Annotated in this window: 20 protein-coding genes; 3 read left to right on the forward strand and 17 right to left on the reverse strand. The window is 43.7% G+C overall.

The genetic code is table 11. From position 1 onward, the window contains the following. Window positions 1–63: 63 nt before the first annotated feature. The 9 genes from MKY95_RS23865 to MKY95_RS23905 form a co-directional block, all read right to left on the reverse strand. Complete coding sequence (locus MKY95_RS23865; RefSeq protein ID WP_036614885.1) at window positions 64–1,329, reverse strand: adenosylhomocysteinase; 1,266 nt, start codon at window positions 1,327–1,329, stop codon at window positions 64–66. Between the two features lie 44 nt (window positions 1,330–1,373). Then, entirely contained in the window at window positions 1,374–3,005 is a 1,632-nt protein-coding gene (gene bshC, locus MKY95_RS23870; RefSeq protein WP_076318869.1) for a bacillithiol biosynthesis cysteine-adding enzyme BshC, read from the reverse strand. Between the two features lie 157 nt (window positions 3,006–3,162). Then, complete coding sequence (locus MKY95_RS23875) at window positions 3,163–4,932, reverse strand: ABC transporter ATP-binding protein (RefSeq protein ID WP_036614890.1); 1,770 nt, start codon at window positions 4,930–4,932, stop codon at window positions 3,163–3,165. A gap of 17 nt (window positions 4,933–4,949) precedes the next feature. Beyond that, entirely contained in the window at window positions 4,950–5,876 is a 927-nt protein-coding gene (locus tag MKY95_RS23880) for an ABC transporter permease (RefSeq protein ID WP_017687287.1), read from the reverse strand. Between the two features lie 2 nt (window positions 5,877–5,878). Further along, entirely contained in the window at window positions 5,879–6,811 is a 933-nt protein-coding gene (locus MKY95_RS23885) for an ABC transporter permease (RefSeq protein ID WP_036614893.1), read from the reverse strand. A 189-nt stretch (window positions 6,812–7,000) separates the two neighbouring features. Continuing rightward, complete coding sequence (locus tag MKY95_RS23890; protein ID WP_036614896.1) at window positions 7,001–8,698, reverse strand: peptide ABC transporter substrate-binding protein; 1,698 nt, start codon at window positions 8,696–8,698, stop codon at window positions 7,001–7,003. Window positions 8,699–8,851: 153 nt separating this feature from the next. Next, window positions 8,852–9,226 (reverse strand): DUF3397 domain-containing protein, encoded by a 375-nt coding sequence (locus tag MKY95_RS23895; RefSeq protein WP_036614898.1) that lies wholly within the window; start codon window positions 9,224–9,226, stop codon window positions 8,852–8,854. Next, window positions 9,226–10,185: a 2-dehydropantoate 2-reductase gene (locus MKY95_RS23900; protein ID WP_036614900.1), complete on the reverse strand. Its 960-nt coding sequence runs from the start codon at window positions 10,183–10,185 to the stop codon at window positions 9,226–9,228. Before MKY95_RS23900 ends, MKY95_RS23895 begins: the two co-directional genes overlap by 1 nt. Window positions 10,186–10,335: 150 nt before the next feature. Further along, window positions 10,336–10,986, reverse strand: a complete 651-nt coding sequence (locus tag MKY95_RS23905) for an RsfA family transcriptional regulator (RefSeq protein ID WP_036674824.1) — start codon at window positions 10,984–10,986, stop codon at window positions 10,336–10,338. Between the two features lie 314 nt (window positions 10,987–11,300). Here MKY95_RS23905 and MKY95_RS23910 point away from each other — a divergent pair, with 314 nt between their 5' ends. Further along, window positions 11,301–11,537, forward strand: a complete 237-nt coding sequence (locus MKY95_RS23910) for a DUF2626 domain-containing protein (RefSeq protein ID WP_017687281.1) — start codon at window positions 11,301–11,303, stop codon at window positions 11,535–11,537. 184 nt (window positions 11,538–11,721) lie between these two features. Continuing rightward, window positions 11,722–12,801, forward strand: a complete 1,080-nt coding sequence (locus MKY95_RS23915; protein ID WP_036614980.1) for a hypothetical protein — start codon at window positions 11,722–11,724, stop codon at window positions 12,799–12,801. Between the two features lie 23 nt (window positions 12,802–12,824). Here the strand turns inward: MKY95_RS23915 and MKY95_RS23920 are convergent, their stop codons facing one another. Together MKY95_RS23920 and MKY95_RS23925 are read right to left on the reverse strand one after the other, a co-directional pair. Further along, entirely contained in the window at window positions 12,825–14,096 is a 1,272-nt protein-coding gene (locus MKY95_RS23920; RefSeq protein WP_076318868.1) for an extracellular solute-binding protein, read from the reverse strand. 221 nt (window positions 14,097–14,317) lie between these two features. Further along, window positions 14,318–15,652, reverse strand: a complete 1,335-nt coding sequence (locus MKY95_RS23925; RefSeq protein ID WP_024628438.1) for a PhoH family protein — start codon at window positions 15,650–15,652, stop codon at window positions 14,318–14,320. Between the two features lie 152 nt (window positions 15,653–15,804). Between MKY95_RS23925 and MKY95_RS23930 the strand changes: the two genes are divergently transcribed. Continuing rightward, on the forward strand, window positions 15,805–16,500 hold the full coding sequence (locus MKY95_RS23930) for a YhcN/YlaJ family sporulation lipoprotein (RefSeq protein WP_076318867.1): 696 nt from the start codon (window positions 15,805–15,807) through the stop codon (window positions 16,498–16,500). A 7-nt stretch (window positions 16,501–16,507) separates the two neighbouring features. On the opposite strand, the gene MKY95_RS23935 is transcribed toward MKY95_RS23930, so the two are convergent. The 6 genes from MKY95_RS23935 to MKY95_RS23960 all read right to left on the reverse strand — a co-directional run bounded on the left by MKY95_RS23935 (window position 16,508) and on the right by MKY95_RS23960 (window position 22,273). Further along, window positions 16,508–16,960, reverse strand: coding sequence for a pyridoxamine 5'-phosphate oxidase family protein (locus tag MKY95_RS23935; RefSeq protein WP_076318866.1), 453 nt, complete (start codon window positions 16,958–16,960; stop codon window positions 16,508–16,510). Window positions 16,961–17,058: 98 nt separating this feature from the next. After that, a complete protein-coding gene (locus MKY95_RS23940; RefSeq protein ID WP_074095864.1) occupies window positions 17,059–18,120 on the reverse strand; it encodes an LCP family protein in 1,062 nt (353 codons plus the stop codon). 90 nt (window positions 18,121–18,210) lie between these two features. After that, complete coding sequence (locus MKY95_RS23945) at window positions 18,211–18,507, reverse strand: YlaH-like family protein (RefSeq protein ID WP_036614990.1); 297 nt, start codon at window positions 18,505–18,507, stop codon at window positions 18,211–18,213. 298 nt (window positions 18,508–18,805) lie between these two features. Then, window positions 18,806–20,650, reverse strand: coding sequence for a translational GTPase TypA (gene typA / locus MKY95_RS23950; protein WP_036674819.1), 1,845 nt, complete (start codon window positions 20,648–20,650; stop codon window positions 18,806–18,808). 177 nt (window positions 20,651–20,827) lie between these two features. Then, a complete protein-coding gene (locus tag MKY95_RS23955; protein WP_143781059.1) occupies window positions 20,828–21,322 on the reverse strand; it encodes a hypothetical protein in 495 nt (164 codons plus the stop codon). 291 nt (window positions 21,323–21,613) lie between these two features. Further along, window positions 21,614–22,273, reverse strand: a complete 660-nt coding sequence (locus MKY95_RS23960) for a TerC family protein (protein WP_047843767.1) — start codon at window positions 22,271–22,273, stop codon at window positions 21,614–21,616. Window positions 22,274–22,319: the final 46 nt, after the last annotated feature.

Below are 22,319 nucleotides of genomic sequence, written 5' to 3' on the forward strand. Positions count from 1 at the left end.
TCATCAATAAACCATTCTATACCTATTGAATCATTTCATCAGCTTGTAATTATTGGATAGTGCTTAAAATTTCCAGCTATCCAGGTATTTCACTTGCTCAGCTGACAAGGAGTCGATGCCAATATTCAGGCTTTCAAGTTTATAGCTGGCAACCTGCTGGTCAATATCATAAGGTACATTAACAACGTTTTTACCCAAGTTTTCATAATTCTCACTTACATAACGCAGACCAAGCGCCTGCAGAGCAAACGTCGTATCCATGATTTCGGCAGGGTGACCATCTGCTGCACCCAGGTTCACAAGACGACCTTCTGCAAGAAGATACATTTTACGACCGTCTTTGAAACGATATTCCTCAATGTTGCGACGAACTGTGCGAATCGATTCGGAACGTTTAGCCAGTTCAGGTTTATTCACTTCAACATCAAAGTGACCTGCATTACTCAGGATCGCTCCGTCCTTCATCACATCGTAATGCTCACCTGTGATAACATCCTTATTGCCTGTAACTGCGATAAAGAAATCTCCCAATTTGGCGGCTTCCACCATCGTCATGACTCGGAACCCATCCATGTGTGCTTCTACCGCTTTGATTGGATCGATCTCGGTTACGATCACATTGGCACCAAGACCTTTGGCGCGCATGGCTACACCTTTACCACACCAGCCATAACCTGCTACCACTACGTTTTTACCAGCGATAACCAAGTTAGTTGTACGAATAATCCCGTCGAATGCAGATTGTCCAGTACCGTAGCGATTGTCAAACAGATACTTGCAGTATGCGTCATTAACCGCAACCATCGGAAACTTCAATTGGCCTTCTTTCGCCAATGCTTTCAAACGAATAATACCCGTTGTCGTTTCTTCTGCTCCTCCGCGAATGGTTGCTGCGAGGTCAGGGCGCTCGGATGCAATAATGGTTGCAAAGTCTCCACCATCATCAATAATGAGATCAGGCTTCACCTCAAGCGCACGCAGTTGCAGTGATTTGAATTCCGCAGGCTCCGGATTGTACTTCGCATACACCGTAACACCGTCTTCCACCAATGCTGCGCAAACATCATCTTGTGTAGACAATGGATTGCTATGCGTAATGGTTACTTCTGCACCACCCGCTTGGATCACTTTTGCCAAGTAAGCTGTTTTCGCTTCCAGATGAAGACAAATGGCAACCTTCAAACCTTTGAAGGGCAGATCCTGTTCGAACTGGCGACGAATGCGGTTTAGTACCGGCATATGCGCTTCTACCCAATCAATTTTCAGGTGACCCTCTGAAGCGAGTCCCATATCTTTAACAATACTGTTTTGCAATGCAGGTGTAGTCATTTCATATCCTCCTCGTTTATGTGTTTCTTCTATTATAAAGGGCTCTATAGTGCAATAACCTTGTGCTCTCCAAGGAATTCACTTGAGGCCTTAATCAGTTCATCGATCCACTCGGTGCCATAACGATTCAGGTAAAAGAGTGCATTATGTACTCGTTCCTGTGGTTTGCCCGTTGGGAATAAGGAGTTCTGAATGCCATTCCAGTGCCTTAGACTCACATTATGTTTATCTTCGATAGCTTTGTGAGTCTGCTGTTTCAGATACTGCATTTGCTCGTTGATTTTACTCAAATTGGTGTCACCAATTCGTTCCAGCCCAGGATGAATCTCCGCAATCTCATCTAGCAACGGTCCATACAGATCAAGAAACGCTTCCTGAACCTTGTCAAACTGTTCATCTACCTTGAACGTCTCCTGCTGTGCGAGCCATTGCTCCTTCTTTTCTTCCATATGATATTGAACATCCTGAAAAGAAAGTCCATATTGTTTCATATGTTTGTGATGAATATCTTCCATGATGGTGAAAGACAACCGCGGCAACAAAATGGGCATTTGCAGGCCGAACTGACGGAATGCTTCCCGAGTCAAACCCCAATATGCAATTTCACCTTGCCCCAAAATAACAGCGGCTACAGGCAACACGGAATCTTGCATTAATGGTCGTGTCAATACGTTGTTACTGAAGCGCTCCGGATGTTCTCCCAGTTCCTGAAGCAAACGTTCCTCTGAGAAAGAAACCAAACCTTTGCGATCACTATATAAACCGTCCTTCAACAACAAGAGTAGACGCGTACCTTCATGAATGTAGAACAGATTGGCTCCATCCTCCGCCACTTCGGCAGGCATAACATAACCAGCTTGTTGTACCAGCGCAGCACCTTGTGTGTATGCGCTGCGCAGTACTTCATTTTTTCGTATCAACCGCTCAAACACGGGCTGTTCCAACCTGCGTAAATCTGGATCCGATGCATCCATTAGAACAAGTCCACTACTGGCAAACAAGGCAGATATCATGCGGGCAAATGCATCACTCAGATTTGAACTGGATTGATGGATCTCTGAGATGCATTTCATCAGTCCTGGTTTATGTATCGTATCAGGTAAAAGATGTTCCACCTGTTCGAGTACATTCACCCACTGCTGCGAATCCACATGAACATTACTCACAGAATCCCTTCCTGCGAATCGTCCTTGTAACTTAACCTTCTTCATGTCTCCCTGATAATCAGGTAGATATGTGTGGTTAACCTCATCCCAGTCATGGTCTTCACCGGCAATCCAAAATACTGGGACTACCGGGCGTTGAAGTCTTTCTTCCGCTTCACGCGCAGCTGCCACTACGCTAGCGGCTTTGTATATGACGAACAGTGGTCCGGTGAGCAGACCGCTCTGCTGTCCTCCTGTAACCACTAGTGCATCTTGTTCTGCAAGACGTGTGATGGACGTATGAACCTCTCCATGGTCGTTCACCCGCTTATTATATATACGTAAATACTCTGCCAGATCACGACGATCAATACGTGTGTTTTCCGATTGGTCCAGCCACTCGGCACGCGCCTGAAGTCCTGATTCCCAGCGAATGTCATACTCGTAAAGGCCACGCGCAGCATCTCTTGAACAGATATAATCTTCTGCAAGTCTTGATCCGCTGCGGAGTGCCTCGGTAATACCGTTCATGAGGTCTGCCTCCTATTCTGCTTCAAAGAGCCTTTCTTGATTGTACCGAATTCAGGGCCGCTTCGTCAAAAGAAAGTAATTAAAATACGAAAAAAACCGCCGAACGAGTCGGCGGCATTTAATACATCAATAATAGCATATCGCTTTAATATTCCTATTATACGTAAGGTTCTGCAACCCAGTGACCTTTGGAAACCTCAATCAATTGAGAATTTTCCAGGTTGTACGGATCATTTGCAGGACCGCCAGATCCGTTCTGAATCGGGCTCATATGCTCTTCCGGCAGCAAGATGCGACGTTTGTTCGCTTCCACTTCCGGATCAGGTACAGGGATCGCGGAAAGCAATGTTTTGGTGTAAGGGTGGACAGGGTTCGCATATAGTTCTTCACTTTCTGCGAGCTCAACCACTTTACCCATGTACATTACAGCTACACGGTCACTGATATGTTTAACCATTGACAAGTCATGCGCAATAAACAGGTATGTCAAGCCGAGACGTTGCTGAAGTTCTTCAAGCAATTTAACGACCTGCGCCTGAATGGATACATCCAGTGCAGACAATGGCTCATCACAGATGATGAATTTAGGGTCTACAGCAAGCGCACGCGCAATCCCGATCCGTTGTCTTTGACCACCGGAGAATTCATGTGGATAACGAAGTGCATGACTTGGATTCAAACCTACCAGATCAAGCAGTTCCTCCACTCGTCTCTTGCGCTCTTTAGAGCTGGAAGCCAGACCATGAATATCGAGTGACTCCCCGATAATATCCATAACATTGAAACGCGGGTTAAGAGATGCATATGGATCTTGGAAGATCATCTGCATATCTTTACGCATTTCTTTCATTTTACGCGGAGACAACTTGTAGATATCCGTTCCGTTGAAGTTAACATTTCCGCCAGTTGGCTCATAAAGACGCAGAATGGTGCGACCTGTTGTGGATTTACCACAGCCAGACTCGCCTACAACGCCAAGTGTTTCACCTTCAAAGATATCAAAGCTTACGTCATTGACCGCTTTGAGAATGTTACCTTTACCCAAATTAAAGTACTGTTTCAAGTTTTTCACTTGTACCAGAGGCTTATTGCTGCCTTTGATAATACCAGCCGGAGCTGGTTTTTCCTTTTTGGGCTCGTCCAGACGTGGCAAAGCATTCAGCAATTTAATCGTGTATGGATGTTGAGGGTTACTAAAGATTTCAGCAGTTGTTCCTGTTTCAACAACTTCGCCTTCCTTCATAACAACAACACGGTCACACATACCCGCTACGACACCAAGGTCATGTGTAATCAGCATGATCGATGTTCCTAGCTTTTGCTGCATGTCTTTCATGACATCCAGAATTTGAGCCTGAATTGTAACGTCAAGTGCAGTTGTCGGTTCATCCGCAATCAGAAGGGATGGACGACATGCAAGCGCGATCGCAATCATGGCACGCTGACGCATACCACCAGAGAATTGGTGAGGATAATGATTCATGCGAATAGCCGCATTTTTAATACCTACAAGTTCAAGCATCTCCAAAGCCGCTTTATTCGCCGCTTGTTTGGACATGTTCTGATGCTTGCGCAATACTTCGGTAATTTGTTTACCAATTTTAATGGTAGGATTCAATGAAGTCATTGGATCTTGGAAGATCATACCGATATCTTTACCACGAATCGCTTCCATTTGTTTGTCTGTCTTATTCAGCAGGTCTTGCCCGTGAAAAGTAATTTCTCCGCTTTTGACCTTCGAAGGCGGGGAGGGAATCAATTTCATGATGGTTTGGGCGGTAACACTCTTACCACTACCCGATTCACCTACGATCCCCAGCGTCTCTCCTTTGCCAAGTTCAAAACTCACATGTTTAACGGCATCAAATTCACCAGAACGTGTTGAGAACGACACACTCAGGTCTTTGACAGTTAAAATCGGCTCCATAATCCCACCTCCTGTTTCTATTTACGTAATTTCGGATCGAGTGCGTCACGCAGACCGTCTCCGAGCAAGTTAAATGCAAGCATTGTAAGAACCATTAGACCTGCTGGGAACCACATCCGCCACGGGAATAGCGTCCAGCCTGTAAGTGCATCATTGATCATAGAACCAAGTGAAGATCTTGGTGCTGATACACCCAATCCAAGGAAGCTCAGGAACGCTTCAGCAAAGATTGCATTTGGAATGGACAACGTCAATGTTACAAGAATCGGTCCTATTGCATTGGGCAACAAATGACGGAACAATTGACGCCCTGTGCTTGCTCCCATGGACCTTGCAGCAAGAATAAAGTCTCTGTTTTTGAGTTGCATAATTTCACCACGCACAATCCATGACATGCTGATCCAGCCTGTGATGGTGAGGGCAATGATAATCGTTGTCAGACTTGGTTCCAGTACAACCAGCAACAAAATTACAACAAGCATGTACGGCAAGGAGTAGAGAATTTCGGAAAACTTGTTCATAATTCCATCTACACGTCCACCGTAGAAACCCATGATCGCTCCATAAATAACCCCGATAACAAGGTCAATCAAGGCTGCGGCCAAACCTACAGTAAGGGATACACGTGCTCCTACCCAAGTTCTTACCCACACGTCGCGACCAAGCTCGTCCGTGCCGAACCAGTGCTCCGCACTCGGTGCTGCATTGGCATTCAACAAATCATTGGAATAATAATTATAACTTGTAAACAAAGAAGTTGGACCAATCAAAGAGAAAATCACGACAAGAACTAACACGCTCAGACTGATCATTGCAGCCTTATTGGTTGCAAGTCTGTACATGGCATCTTTAAAAAGGGATACACTTTCTTGCGGTTTAACCGCTGCCTGACTAGTCAGGTTCGTGTTCGCCGTTTCATTCTTTTTATTATTCGTGCCAGACAACGTTATGCCCCCTTCCGGCTTTCCAGCTTAATTCTAGGATCAATCAGCACGTAAGCGATATCCGTAAAGAAACGAGCCAACATCAGGAGGATACCATAGAAAATTGTGATCCCCATGATCATAGTGTAATCACGGTTTGTGATACTCTCTACGAATACTTTACCAATTCCCCCGATGTTAAAGATCTGTTCAATTACAACGGAACCTGTGATGATATTCGCTGTCATTGGACCAACATAAGTTACTACTGGTAGAATACCGTTTCTTACAACGTGTTTAAACATAATTGCAGGCCATTTCAGACCTTTGGCTTTAGCTGTTTTGATATAATCTGCATGTAAGACTTCAAGCATGCTCGAACGCGTCAAACGAGCGATAAAAGCAATCGGAGATGCAGATAGCGCTGCAACCGGAAGAACGTAATCCAATGGACCATCAAAGCCCATAACGTTAAACCAGCCTAATTTAGTAGCAAAGAGATACTGCAATAGTGACGCAAGCAAGAAGCTCGGAACAGCTATCCCTATGACTGCCAGGATCATCGTGATATCATCAATGAGTTTACGATGGTAAACTGCAGCAATAAGGCCCAGCAGAACACCCACGATAATGGAGATAACAATTGCAAACACTCCAAGTTTCAGTGAAGCGGTGAATGTTTCGCCGATCATTCCGGCTACATCTCGATTGAGATATTTCATTGAGACTCCGAAATCTCCCTTAATGATTCCACCCATATACTTCAGGTATTGTTCATACATCGGTTTGTCCAATCCATACTTCTGTTCCAGCAAGACCCGAATTTCAGGCGATACTTTTTTCTCAGATGTAAAAGGGTCACCCGGAATAGCCTTCATCAGGAAGAAGGTTGCAGATGCGAGTATGAAAAGCGATAGCAGCATAAATAATAGTTTTTTCAACACATACTTAACCAACCCTTGCACACCTCCACAAACAATATTTTGTATACAAATCGATTGTAGAATTAGACAGAAATAAAGTCCAATCCATTTATCGGAAATTTCAAGAATTATAAGGAAAATCGGTGCACATACAAAAAATCGGGATATATATGGAATTCCACATATATATCCCGAAGTATTCATATTAGACTTCAGAACAACTTATTTCTCTTCCAGATATGCACGAGTGTAGTCAATAGCTCCACTGAAATCAAGTTGTACACCTTTCAGGTAAGGCTTAGTCAAAGATACGTTAGTGTAATAATAGATTGGCATAACGCCCATTTCATCTTGAATCAGGATTTTCTCAGCGTCAGCAAATGCAGCCATACGTGCAGCTGGATCAGCAGATTTTACAGTTTCTTTAACATCTTTGTCATACTGTTCGTTGCTGAATTTGGAATCATTGTTTGTGTTTCCAGTAGTCCACATTTCCAAGAAGTTGTATGGATCGTTGTAGTCAGCAGACCAACCTGCACGAGCTACTTGGAAGTTTTGGTTTTGACGGTTCTCAAGGAATACGCCCCACTCTTGGTTTTCTGTTTTCACATCAACACCAAGATTTTGTTTCCACATGTCAGCAACCGCCAAAGCGATTTTTGCGTGGCCATCACTAGTGTTGTAGATCAACGTAACAGCTGGCAATGTTGTGTAACCTTCTTCTTTCATACCTTCAGCAAGCAATGCTTTAGCTTCTTCAACATTTTCAGTGAAGTAATCGTCTTTGTGCTCATCACGGAATTCGCCGTTTTCACCACGGATACCTGGAGGTACAAAGCCGAATGCTGGAATTTGTCCACCTTGTGTAACTTTGTCAACAATCAGCTGACGCTGAATTGCCATTGCAAATGCTTTACGGATTTTAACGTTGTTAAATGGTGCTTCGTTTACGTTGAACTGATAGTAGTACGTACTTGCAATACCAGTAGCTTTGAACTCGTCCGGCAATTCCGCTTTTACAGAAGGAATTTGGTCGGATGGAATTTCACCGTTAGGTGCACCAGTGTAGTCCAATTGTCCTGATTTGTAAGCTTGCAGTTCGGAAGCACTGCTGTTTGTCAGAGACATATCGATTTCAGCCAATTTAATATCGGCAGCTGCATGGTAACCATCGTTTTTCTTCACAACAATTTTTTGACCTTTAGAGTATTGATCCATTACAAATGGTCCGTTAACGATCATGTTTTTGTAGTCTGTGAAGAATTTGTCATTTGTGTCTGCAGATGCATGTACTGGGTAGTACGTGTAGAATGCTGTCAGACCCAAGAAGTAAGGTGTTGGGTTTTCCAACGTTACTTCCAATGTGTGCTCATCAGTAGCTTTAACGCCTACTTGTGAGAAATCTGTGACTTTAGTACCTTTGTATGTTTCATCTTTGCTGAGGTTGTAACCTTCAGCGCCTTTAATATAGTACAATTGGTATGCATATGGAGAAGCTGTTTCCGGTTTCAAAGCACGTTCCCAAGAACGAACAAAGTCTTCGGCAGTGATTGCATCACCGTTGCTCCATTTAGCTTCCGGGTTCAGGTTGAAAACATATTTCAAACCATCTTCGGAGATTGTCCAGTCTTTAGCTACGCCCGCTTGTTCTTTACCATCAGCATCGATGCGTACAAGACCTTCATACAAGAATTTCAGAACTGTGTTGGTTTGGCTGTCTTTTGCTTGAGCCGGGTCCAACGTAGGAGGTTCAGCTGACAGGTTGATTTTCAGAATTTGATCTTTAGCAAGACCATTTCCTTCGTTTGCAGAACCAGTATCGGTGTTACCTGTGCCTTCGTTTTTCGATCCGCACGCTGCAAGTACGGTACCGAACGCCAAAATCAGCGTCAAAAGGACTAATAGACTTTTCCTTTTCATCTAACACGTTCCCCCTAAATTGATATGGTTTATATGTTTATAGATTATACAACCACCGGTCAAAAAAATCTACATTACTTTTTCAGAAAGTAATGTTTTTTTCAGTTTTCGACAAAATCGACACATTTTTTGCCTCTTATGCGTTATGTAACCTTACATCTGTTGCATGAAGTATCTAAATAATCCAAATAAAGTAAACAAAACATACCCGAAACTCATGATGACGAAAGACATGCGCCATACGGCCCGGAACATTCTACCCCTATCGACCTTCCCTTTTAGTCGATTTTGCGCACCCCCGATGAATCCAAGTGCTACTAGTATGAGTATTAATGTCAGATAAAAACCAAAATTCGAATCAAATGTTAAGTTGAATAACGCTGAAACTGAAAATACAAGAAAAAAAGTGGTTACATCCATTGCCATTCGCAATGCTTTACGTTTGTCTTTTTTCCATACGTACATGCCCCAATAGACAAGAAAGAACGGAAAAAAGGGCAAAATGCTCAACACAATAAAAAGTCCCATTAATTCACTCCTTCCGGTTGCATTCCTTCAATCAGATGAAGCAGTATTTCATGTGTAGGTGCAAAAAGGTCCAACTTCTGTGCCATTCTTACAATATGACCGTTAATTGACCTCACTTCTGTACCACGTCCAGCGAGAACATCTGCAAGCATGGAGGAAGTATTCGTGGCAGTAGAACGACAGACCGATATCAGTTGATCCCACATATCCTGATCCAAACATATTCCACTTGCAGAGTAGATTAACAATACTTCATCATATAACTGGCGCATTAGCCTCTTTCGTTCTTCCTTGACGATCAATTCTCCATTAGGGATTCGCCATAGTGCCGTGAGCGGGTTAATGACTGAATTAATCAATAGTTTCCTGTATATCAGCTTATCGATTTCATTCGACACTGTACAGTCAAATCCTGCCTGCTGCAACGATCCCGACAGAGTAAATGTTCTCTTCTCCTCTATAGAGGTAGAAGCTCCTATATGTATGTTGTACCTCCCCAGCCTAGTTTCACCTGTACCTGCACGAGTCACCTGACTTTGTGTTCGCTTCGCACCTTCTGTTGTAACCGCACTACACAGAAGCGACTTTGGCAAAGCTGCTTGAAGTTTTGTAAGATGGCCCATCCCATTCTGAAAACAAGCGACATTCAGCACATGATCTTGTAATGGACTAATCTCATGAATGAAATCATCAATGCTTGTCTGCTTAACCATGAGCAATAACCATTCTCCTGGTTTTTTCTTCCATGTGTCAGTCAGCTTACTTATTGGTTTCGCCTGTAATTGATCCGGTAGAATATGTATTTCCTCGTCTTGTTCCACAATGATTACTCCATTATGGCTGAGGAGGTCTGCCTGAGCTGCTGTTCTCGTCCAAAACCTGACCTGGTTACCTGACGCCAGCAGTTTCCCGCCATACAAAAGACCAAGTGCTCCCGCTCCTACGATGTCAATGATCATATGATGCACTCCTCTCCGCTTCAGTAGTTTCTCTTCTATTATCTATAATAGAACAAAAACACCAAACTAAAAACCCGTCATACCTGCCGTTGTGTAACGGAGGTGTGGCGGGTTCATACCTGACTTTCACAAATCAAACGTCTGAATTTGTTATTCAATTCGTTCCAGATTCCCGTTGGCATCCATCTTGAAACGTGTCTTAAGTTCCTCTTCTTCTTCGGACAAAAATGCGAGTCTGCGAGCCCGATCCATAATCTGAATCAAAGCTTTGTAGTCGTCATTCACCACACGGTAATCCGTCTGTACTTCATTCACTTCCTTGGAGAGACGGTCATTCTCAAGACGTAGTTCAAGCAATTCATCTTCTTTCTCCCGAAGCTCCTTCTCCAGCATCTTGAGTTGACGACTACTCTCCTGCACCGTTCCCTTCCATTGTCGCAGGAAGCGGATTACTGCATCCATCGATAATGAATCGTCTGAGATCCCATCTGATTTGTACAGATGTTCTTCAGTGTCCAGTGTAGACAGCGCTGCAACCTGCGGTCCGAGCATAGCTGGTTGCTTTCTGAGATAACTTCGTTTTTGTCGTTGTGCCTTGGCGTTACTGATGGCAGAATCATACTTTTTACGTACACAACTGTTCCAGCGAAAACCGCATGCGGCAGATGTTCTGCCTATTTTTTCGCCCACCTCTTCAAAAGCGGCCAATTGTGTACTGCCTTCCCGAATATGACGCAAAGTAACCTCAGCCAATATCAAATCGTCCTCTGTACTCCAAGCATCCTGTCTCACTGCAGTCATGCTATAATACCCTCCTAACAACATCCTAAAATAACCGTCCGCATTACCGGAAGCCCGGTATGTGAATTAGGTATAAAAGCTGCTTCATTCATTCTTATGCCTCTCATAGAGTTCATAGAATTGATTTCATACTAAAATGTATTTCCACATTCAGGCTTGCTCATACGTGACATACGTAAAACATATCCCTCTATACTTACTTTGAGCAAAAAAAGAATTCGCTTTCATATCCAAATTTGTTTACACGTTTTTCCTTTCCCGGTATAATGTTGTGTAGACAATCTATGAACGTACTTAGGAGAGGAGGATTTACCGTGGCACGCATGTTTCGGGTACTCGGGTTCTTCACGCTTGCAATTGGCCTGATGGCTTTTGCGGGAGATCTGGTCGAAATGGCTTTGCTTTTTTTCCTGCAGACTGCGTTTTTTGTCATTTTGGGATACTTGAAATTTACCGAGCGAACGTACATATTGCTCTTCTGGGGTTATATGATCGTAACATTCACGGGGTTCAGCTACTGGACCGTATTCGAAATGGGTTTGCCGCTCTAATCCACCTGCAGCATCAAAGTGATCCGATATCTGTCGGGTTGCTTTTTTGTTGTGTTCAGATTAAATGAATGCTCATGGTGTTATGTAACCACTAAGGATATTTCACGTATTTGTTTCATATATTGTCTGGAAGACAACAAGCCTGTACGATTGTCATTTAAGAAGTGGAAAGGAGAATGGATCGGTGAAACATCAACACGGCATTTCCGCCTTTATATTATGCATCATTTTATTCCTCCAGCTACCTTTAGCCTATGCCTATGGAGAGTCTTCACCTGAGGATACACGTGAGATATTACAAAAAAGTCTATCCATCGTTGAAATCGATCATGAAATCGAACGCATCACCGAAAGGCAGAAGCAGCTGGCTCAACAACACGAGACATTATCCGTCCAGCTGCAGGAACAGGAAGAGCAGATACATATTCAGCAAGATCGGGCCGGAGCTGTAGTGAGGTCCTACTACACAGGAGAACGCGACAGCCTCCTCATGACGGTCCTGGGAGCCAGGTCATTCAAAGACCTGTTTGTACTGTATGATTATTACCAGATTATTATCGGACGGGATCAGGCTGTGCTGGACAAGTATCAGGTCCGTTATCGCAATCTGCAACAGACTTCCACTCAGATTCGTCAGACTACAACAGAATTAACCGAAATGAAGACTAATCTTCAAAACCAGCGGGAACGTGTAGTCGCCTTGCAAAAAGAAGTGGATGCCCAAATAGCCACCAGCGGAGATGCGGCAGCGATTCAGAAACTGATGGATGAATTAACCCTCTATTGGGAGAATATCGGCATCTATGAGGTGAAACGATATTTCAAAGCATTGGCATCTGCCATGCAGAACCTGCCCGATTTTATCCAAAAACAAAACGGAGGTATATCCACGACTGGAACAACGTATACGATTCGAATTGGGCAGGATGAGCTTAATTCATTTCTACGTTCCCAAAATTCAATCTTTGAAGACTTTGCCTTTCAGTTTAACCAGGATAAGATTATAGCTTCCGGTCAGCGGGATCAGTTGCAATTAAGCATTGAAGGACATTATACGGTAGAAAATGAACCTCAAAACTCCATTCGTTTTCATGTGGACAAACTTGTATTCAACCAGCTTGAATTACCAGACACCACTCGCCGAATGCTGGAAAAAGAATTTGACCTTGGGTTCTATCCACAGAAAATCCTCTCGTTTGTCAAAGCAACCGATGTTTCGACAAGTGAAGGCATACTGGAAGTAAAACTAGCTATATCCTTTTAAAGAGGTTGAACACGAACTTAACGTTAATTCGTCGTTCTAATACTGTCTACGTATTGATTCGCTGTAATTTCACCCTTTAAGAATTGTTGTACTTTTTTATGAAAACGAGTTATTAGAGCATGACTTTCGGTCGTTGCAGCAGGGACATCTTGGGTGGTCGGGAACCAGGGTTGTCCCTTTGTCATGTCATAACGTCCAACGAGTTTCTCAGACTCCATATCCAGCTCCTGTTGCTTTGCGGGCAACCGGTTAACCTGTTGGTACCATTTCAGCTGTGTCGTAGCGGACGTCATTCCTTCAATCCATCTACTGGCCTCCTCAGCCTCAACCGACCCCGCAGTAATAACAAGGCTTCTGGAGTTTACGGTTTCCAAGGTTTCGAAAGAAATCCGCTCCAAAGAATCTTTATCAACTGCACTCGCTTGATCCGCACTTAATAATTGAGATAACAATGATACAACCATCGGTGTGCCGTTCTGGTCAGCAGTTGGAGAGAACTCTGAATTGGTAGACTCCAGCTTAATAAGGGGCTGAATCTGATTCATCAACTGAATCCCCTGCTGAAGATTCCCCGTTTGCGAATCTATCTGTGTTCGTTTAACTTGGTCTGGTGCCATTTTCGGTTCCAAATGATTCAGCCACGCATTTGTCCCGTACATATCATTGATGTTCATTGTAATTAAAGGGATGCCTTCCGCAACAGCTTGTTGAGTAAGTTTGACCCACTGATCTTTATTGCGAGGTAATGACTCCAGACCAGCTCTCTTCAGAAATGAAGATTGTGCAGCCAGAATGTACGGATCAAAATCAAAAGGCATTCCCCACTGATAACCATTCCACTCTGTCATTCCCCGTAACCCAACTACCGTATCTCCTAGCGACTTCGATAATGTGGTTCCGTTTAACGGATACAGGTACCCTTTTTGGGCATAGTATTGCACTTCCTCACTATCAAGCAGAACAACATCACCGTTCTCTCCTAGTGAAAATTCAAGATCCAAAACATGCTTATATGTATCCGGCTTCTCATTCCGAAGATTAATCTCTACCAGCTGGGAAGCAGCAACTTCTTTAGCTATTTTTTGAAAGGCTTGGAACTCTTCATCCGACATGGCCACTACAATCTCCAGCGGAGCTTGAGCATCTTCATTACGGGACGAAGACCCAGGAAAAGCATCCTTCTCCTGATCGCGTTCCTGATTGAGCTGCGAACCTCTAAAGTCAAAACTCGGTGACAAGATCGTTAACGAAAGCAGCAATACCGCGAATAAAACAACCTGATGTCTACGCTTCATTAACTTCCCTCCCTGTTCACCTAGTTTTTTCCTGCAGCAATTATTGTAACAAATAAGTAGTACTCTTGTCCTACCCTGCCGAAAAACACTTTTTCGGATTTTTGCATAATACGAGCATATCGAGTTCTGTGTAATAACGCTTACTTATTTTTTCAGCAAAAAGCCGGCTCCAGGAGCCGGCTTCAATAACAACATTTTCCGGGAAATAAATCCCCTAAATTTTACAATAAATCAGCTGCAAGCTGTGCCAGCTTGGACCGTTCTCCTTTTTCGAGCATGATGTGTCCGCTGATTCCCTCTTGTTTGAACCGTTCCACGATATACGTCAGACCATTACTGGCAGAATCAAGATACGGATGGTCTATCTGTTCGGGGTCTCCCATCAAAATAATCTTACTGCCTTCACCGACCCTTGATACAATAGTCTTCACTTCGTGGCGCGACAGATTCTGGGCTTCATCAATAATGATAAACTGTCCAGGTATCGATCTTCCACGAATATACGTTAAGGCCTCCACCTGAATACTGCCAAGCCCCATTAGGATTTTATCGATATCTCCGGCTTTTTTGGTATCAAACAAAAACTCCAGATTATCATATATCGGCTGCATCCATGGACGAAGTTTTTCTTCCTTCTCACCAGGCAAATAACCGATATCTTTCCCCATTGGAACAACAGGACGAGCAATCAACAGTTTTTTGTATTTATGATCATCCTCTACCTTAAGCAGACCTGCTGCAAGTGCCAGCAAGGTTTTTCCTGTTCCGGCTTTACCGGTGATAGTAACAAGCGGGATGTCATCATTTAAAAGCAGTTCCAGTGCCATGCGTTGTTGTGCGTTACGTGCGCTAATACCCCAGACATTATCATTACTGAGGAAAAGCGGCTCCAGCTTTGTTCCCTCTGTGTTCACTTTAAGCAAAGCCGATTTATTGGTTCCCATCTCATCCTTGAGAATGACAAATTCATTCGGATACAACGAATAAGACAACTGCAATGGTTTGATTGGTAAAAAACGATATGTGTAAAACTCATCAATCACTGACGGATGAACTTTTAGGGCCGTATAACCTGGATATAACTCACTGAGTCCTGCCGTCCGATCTGATAAGTAATCCTGTGTGAACAGACCAAGTACATCCGCTTTGATACGCACAAGTACATCTTTACTGACAAGCACGACCTGACGTTCAACTACTTCCTTTTCATTCTCCTCAATCTGATAATTCAGTGCGACAGCCAAAATGCGATTATCGTTGGACACTTCACCAAACATTTCCTGAACTTTCACGAAACTCCGATGATTCAGCTCTACTTTCAGGTTACCTCCATTAGCCAAAGGTACCCCACTGTGCAAGTGACCCAGCTCTCGTAATCCATCTAACAGTCTGGATACATTACGGGCATTACGCCCAATTTCATCGGCATTTCTTTTTTTGGAGTCGATCTCCTCCAGTACAACCGCGGGAATGATTACCTCATGTTCCTCAAAGGCAAATATGGCATTGGGGTCATGCAGAAGCACGTTGGTATCCAATACAAAAATCTTTTTCATTCAATCCCCTCCAAAGCGGCGTCGTTAAAGGCATGAATAGTGTGATCTTTCAGCAGCGGCATGGACAATCATGATCCCATACATAAATGTATTCGACTAGGGCAAAATAATTGTCAACCATTCTGAAAAACTCCAAGAAAGGATGAACATTTATGAAAATATGGGTTTGCACGCTGCTTCTGATCTTTATACTTACAGGTTGCAACAGTTCCACACGCAGCGCTTCGCCGAATCAAGGTACACATGCGAAAGGTTACGGAGGAAATGTAACAACTCAGCAAGATCAAGGGAAAGGATCTCACATGCTCAATGCACAGGAAGATCGGATGAATCCTTCACGTTTGGACCGTCTCAATGAGAATACAGGTGAAGTCCATGATACCAACATTGCGGATGATGCACAGAGTGGCCGGATGCCCAATGAAAAACGAATCAATCACCTTAAAGCCCTTGCCAAGCAAGTAGAAGGTGTTGAAGATGCGAACTGCGTCATACTCGGTAATACAGCCGTAGTTGGCATCGATGTTGATGGTGAACTGGAACGTGCTCGGGTGGGTACCATTAAGTACGCTGTTGCCGAAGCACTTCGCAAAGACCCCGAAGGTATAGATTCCATCGTTACTGCTGATGCAGATGTCACTGAACGAATTAAAGAGATTGGTGAACATATTCGTCAAGGGCACCCAATCTCCGGTTTTGCTTCAGAACTCGCTGACATGGTGGGACGAATTATCCCTCAACTCCCAAAAGACGTCAAAGTCCGTCAAAATCCGGATGAACACATGAATCAAAAACAACAAATGCAGCAGCTGCATTCATCGGACAAAAGACAACAAAAAGCCCAGTGATCTCTCACTAGGCTTTTTTCATGGCAGCAAAAACCTGCTCATCTAATTTCTCAGCAGCACGCTGATCATATATTTTGACATATTGAGGCACAGAGGACAATTGAGCGCCGTAAAACAGAGCATTCCTCACCGCTTCAATTGTAATGTCGAAACAGCACATATTAAATGGAACGTCCAGCAGCGGATCTTGTCGTACTGCAGCACGTCCGTTCACTGCGTACACCGTCTCTTCTCCAAAGACAGTTACCGTAATGAGCGGATTAGTAATCATGTTTTTCACTAAACGTGAACGATGATCAATTGCTACACGAAAAGTAGAAGCATTCTCCGCATAAATCCAGGAGATGGCTGTTGAAGTCGGACCTCCGGATTCTACATCCACAGTGCTCAGAAGCACAAAGGTCTCATTCTTGAATTGCTGTAAAAGAGATTCAGTTAATTGTGTGACGGCTTCGGACATTCAACCAGCCCCCTAACCTTCTTTATGCAATTCTTGTACTTGGTTTATGTTATTATAGCATACCGATTAACGTGCTTCCAATCCCAAAAGAATGAAGGTTATTCGCCTGAAGGTGAAGCCGTTACTTTACCTGAAAGTGTATCTTGTAAAGCCTGCTTGGCATTGGCGAGTTCCGTCTCATTAATATACACATATGGACTTCTCCACTCTCCGGTAACCGGAGTATAATGCACATCCGAAGTGGAAATGTTCCAATACGTCGAGATAAAGTTTTTCATTTGTTCCGATTCCACATCTGTCGTCATATTCTTGTCAACTGCACCAATCACTTTGCTGATCTTTGTAATGCCCCCAAGAGATTTCATCTGATCCAGCATGGAGTTCAGCACTTGGTTTTGACGTTTGTTACGATCAAAGTCATTGGATTCATCAGTCTTCGGATTACAATTGGATTTGCGGTAACGAACAAAATCTAGTGCTGCTTTACCATCGAGATGTTGTGCGCCTGCGACCAGATTGATATCTGTACCATCGGCTGTATCTCTATAACACATATTTTTATCCACAGTCACATCCACGCCACCCACGGCATTGACAGCATCACGGAATGCCTGGAAATTCAGGACGGTTGTATAATTAATATCTACATCCAAATACTTGCCCATCATTTCTTTCATCTGATCCTCTGCATTTTTGCCAGTGGTTTTTTCCTGTGCTTTGAATCTTGGATAATAGGAATTCAGCTTGTTGGATTTGTACCCATCCAATTGAATACGCGTGTCTCGAGGCAAAGATACAATGGTTGCCGTCTTGGTCTTCGGATTCAACGAAGCCACCATAACAACATCCGAGAGATATGTGCCAGTTTCAGGACGGTTATCTGTGCCTAATAACAGCATCGTGATCGGTTTGGTTGTGGCTGACATCCCGGGAGGTACCGGTTTATCGATGCCTGTATCCACGACTTGATTGTATACCCAGTACGCATATCCACCGCCTACCACAATGGCAATAACCAATAGACTTAAAAGGATTCTGCCAAAAGCATTCATTCTCTTTTTCTTCTTAGGCTGCTTGCCCTTGCCATTCTTCGATCCAGAAGCACCGGATTGCGTTGGTGCCTGTCTCCGTGGAGGCAGTCCGTTCGAATTTGAGTTCATATCTTCAACACCTTTATCACATCTGTTTTTGTCTAAATAAAAGACAACCGCTTTCCCTAAGGAAAACGGATGGTCTGTACAAGACAGGATTTATGAGTTTCGAGCGGCAGCTTCCGCTTTTTTCTTTTGACGACCTTCAATAAAATAACGCACTCTCACTAATAACATCAAACCAACCGCCACCAGCAAACATTGAATGATGGGAAGCTTGTCGATTTGAAAAATAAGAAGCATGAATGTGCCCATCGCCATCAAAATATAGAGAACGATTTCCTTACCAAGTGGCAATTTCTGACGTACCCGAAACACCTTATTATATACGTAAGTAATCAATACAAAGATGACGATGTAGGCTACGATCGGGTGTGATGCGAACCATGCTTGCATGCACAGCCAGCTCCTTTCGTGTTCATGCTAGGATAAGTTAACTGGTTGATGGAATTCCCTTTAGCAACTTAGAGAGCCAGTACGTGCATCGTGACCGTTTCGGTCTCAGCTCGTTCTTCTGATCGCTGTTATCCCCAGATTTTTTTGATCCATTTTTCAATGGTAAAATCCGTGGATAAAGGCGAGCGCTTCGCTTCTTCAGAATCGATTCTGATCCCTACACTACTTTAGCTGTACAACCCTCTCGTTACTTGCCGGGCCCATCAAATGCTAACTTATATAGTTTATTTTGTTGTTATTAGGCTTTAGAAGCCATTTTGCGTTGTTTTTCTGCACGCTCACGCTCGGATTTGTTCAGAATCTTTTTACGAAGACGAATAGATTTTGGTGTAATCTCACAATATTCATCTTCATTCAGATATTCAAGCGCCTGTTCCAATGAGAAGATAATCGGAGTTTTAATTTTAACCGTATCATCTTTACCGGAAGAACGAACGTTAGTCAGTTGTTTTTCTTTGCAGATGTTAACAACGATATCATTGTCACGTGTATGTTCACCAACAATCATACCTTCGTAGATTTCAGTACCCGGCTCCAAGAAGAGCGTACCGCGATCCTCAACGCCCATCATGCCATAGAACGTAGATGTACCCGTTTCAGTTGAGATCAACACGCCTTGGTGACGTCCACCCACTTGACCGGATACTACTGGAGCGTAGCTGTCAAATGCATGGTTCATTACACCGTAACCACGAGTCAATGTCAGGAAGTTTGTGCTATATCCGATCAAACCACGTGCTGGAATCAGGAACTCCAGACGTACTTGACCACTACCTGTGTTAACCATGTTAACCATCTCTGCTTTACGTGCGCCCAGGCTCTCCATTACGGAACCCATGCTCTCTTCAGGGATATCAATCAACAAGCGCTCAACAGGTTCCATTTTCTTACCGTCAACTTCTCTTACGATAACTTCTGGTTTGGATACTTGAAGCTCATATCCTTCACGACGCATATTTTCAATCAAGATACCCAAGTGAAGCTCACCACGTCCGGAAACGATAAATGCATCAGGGCTATCCGTTTCGTCAACACGAAGGGAAACGTCTGTTTCCAACTCTTTGAACAAACGCTCACGAAGTTTACGGGAAGTTACCCATTTACCTTCACGACCTGCGAATGGACTGTTGTTCACGAGGAACGTCATTTGCAGTGTTGGCTCATCAATTTTCAGAACTGGCAAAGCTTCCGGGTTGTTAGGGTCGGCAATGGTTTCACCAATGTTGATGTCCTTGATCCCTGCAATGGCAACGATGTCGCCTGCTCCTGCTTCTTCCGTCTCAATACGTTTGAGACCTTGGAAACCAAACAGTTTCTCGATACGTGCAGTTTTGCTCTTACCATCACGCATAATAACCGTTACCGATTGTCCTTGACGGATCACACCGCGGTTAACACGACCAATGGCAATACGGCCAAGGTATTCATTGTAGTCCATCAAAGTAACGAGGAATTGAAGTGGTTCTTCAACATTTTCGGTAGGGTGTGGGATATGACTAACGATGGTATTGTAGATCGCCATCATGTTGTCATCTTGTTTGGCAGGATCATTATCCATGCTGGATGTTCCGTTCAATGCGGAAGCATATACAACAGGGAATTCGAGTTGTTGATCGTTGGCACCCAGTTCAATGAACAGGTCCAATACTTCATCAATAACCTCAGTCGGACGAGCCGCTGGACGGTCAATTTTGTTTACAACAACGATTGGTGTCAGGTTATGCTCAAGTGCTTTACGAAGTACAAACTTCGTTTGTGGCATACAGCCTTCATAAGCATCAACAACGAGCAATACACCGTCAACCATTTTCATGATACGTTCAACTTCACCACCGAAGTCGGCGTGTCCTGGTGTATCCACAATATTAATCAGGTAATCTTTATAAGTTATAGCCGTGTTTTTGGCCAAAATCGTAATACCGCGTTCACGCTCCAAATCGTTGGAGTCCATTACGCGCTCCTGTACCGTTTCGTGATCTCGGTAAGTACCGGATTGCTGGAGCAACTTGTCAACGAGTGTTGTTTTTCCGTGGTCGACGTGGGCAATAATCGCAATATTGCGAATGTGTTCTCTTGAATGCATGTTTTGTATCCATATCCTTTCCAATTTCAAATCATATCTACTTAAACTTCCCGCAATTTCGCAGGTTACTCACAAAATAAGCGTCGGTGATATCCCGACGCATGTCTATATCCCTTATATTATAGTTTATTATAGGTAAAAATCAAGATATTTCGCACGAAAAGACCACTGGGAATGTTACCAGCCTCTCCCTTGACGTCCTCGTCCAAGTAATAACCAGACTCCGCCCAAGATCAAAAGGACAGCAAGTACATAGATTATTCCCGTTTGCAGCAAGGTAAATCCGAATAATATGATGGACACCGCACCAAGGATCAAAGCTGCAGGTAACACATATTCCGGTCTTCGTCGTTCAGCCATTCCATATTCGAGTAACCCTATGGCGATCCCTAGCAAGAATGCTGGCCACAGCCTGCTCATAAGTCCAGCGCCCCATGTATTCGTTATACTGAATAAAACACCATACACCGTTAGTATGCCGGCAGGAACGAGTGACCACGATGGTGAAATGCGCGCATAATATAACGCATGAAGGGCGATTCCTGGCAGCAGAATCAGCAAAGGCCAAAAATTGCGACCAATAAATCCAAACACGCCAAACTTGCCAAGCAGAATAATAATTCCCGCAGCTACAATAAATAGTCCAATCGCTTTTTCATTTCTCATCCTCAATCACCTCTTATACTATGGCTATGTACTTTATTTCTTCATAAACGATACGCATTCCATGCTGACTGTTGATATTCAAACCTGTAATCATGCTTCTAGTGTATCCGATGTTTCGGCAAAAAACTATACTTTATGTCGCACTTTGCATGCGTCCTTTACCTGTATTACCCTAAAATGTGCAACTTATGACCAGCCCAATGATTGTTGTATTGACAAGCGTATTATCTCACCACAAAACCGCCTAAACCGGACGGTTCAGACGGTCATATGTTCAAGCTTTTATCCAAAATTAAACTATGCGTTCTTCCGCACAAATTTATGTGCGCCTCCAATCGCAACCACAAGACAAGCCATGGCTACGGGTAGCAGCGTATGCACCTCTGATGCCATACCCCCCAGCCATTCTCCTAACTTGGGGTCTTTCATCACCATCTCACCTGCTGTGAAGGCCAGGATGCCTGATCCGACGAATACAAGAATCGGAAATCGCTTCAACAAACCAACAATCAACCCGCTCCCCCATACGACGATGGGGATACTGATTGCAATACCAATGACGATCAGAGCCAAATCTCCATCTGCCAAAGCCGCTATGGCCAAAACATTATCCAAGCTCATTACAAAATCGGCAATCAGAATGGTTTGAATGGCTTTCCAGGTCGTAGAAGCTTCTCGAATATGTACTTCATCCTCATTTTGAAGCAGCAGCTTTACTGCAATCCAGAGTAGCAACAGCCCACCTGCCGCTTGGATAAAGGGAATCCCCAGCAATAATACCGCTACAAAGGTTAACACACAACGCAGCAGCACCGCGCCAAAAGCTCCCCACCATACCGCTTTTTTGCGTTGTATTGGTGGCAGATCCTTGCTGGCAAGCGCAATAACAACCGCATTATCTCCACTTAATACCAGATTGATCATTAAAATTTCAGTTAACAGCCATAGTGTATCCATGTCCTCATCCCCCCACATTAACTTGTATGTCGGAGTTGTCCATGCT

The organism is Paenibacillus sp. FSL P4-0176 (assembly GCF_037975265.1).
GTDB classification, from domain to species: Bacteria; Bacillota; Bacilli; order Paenibacillales; family Paenibacillaceae; genus Paenibacillus; species Paenibacillus amylolyticus.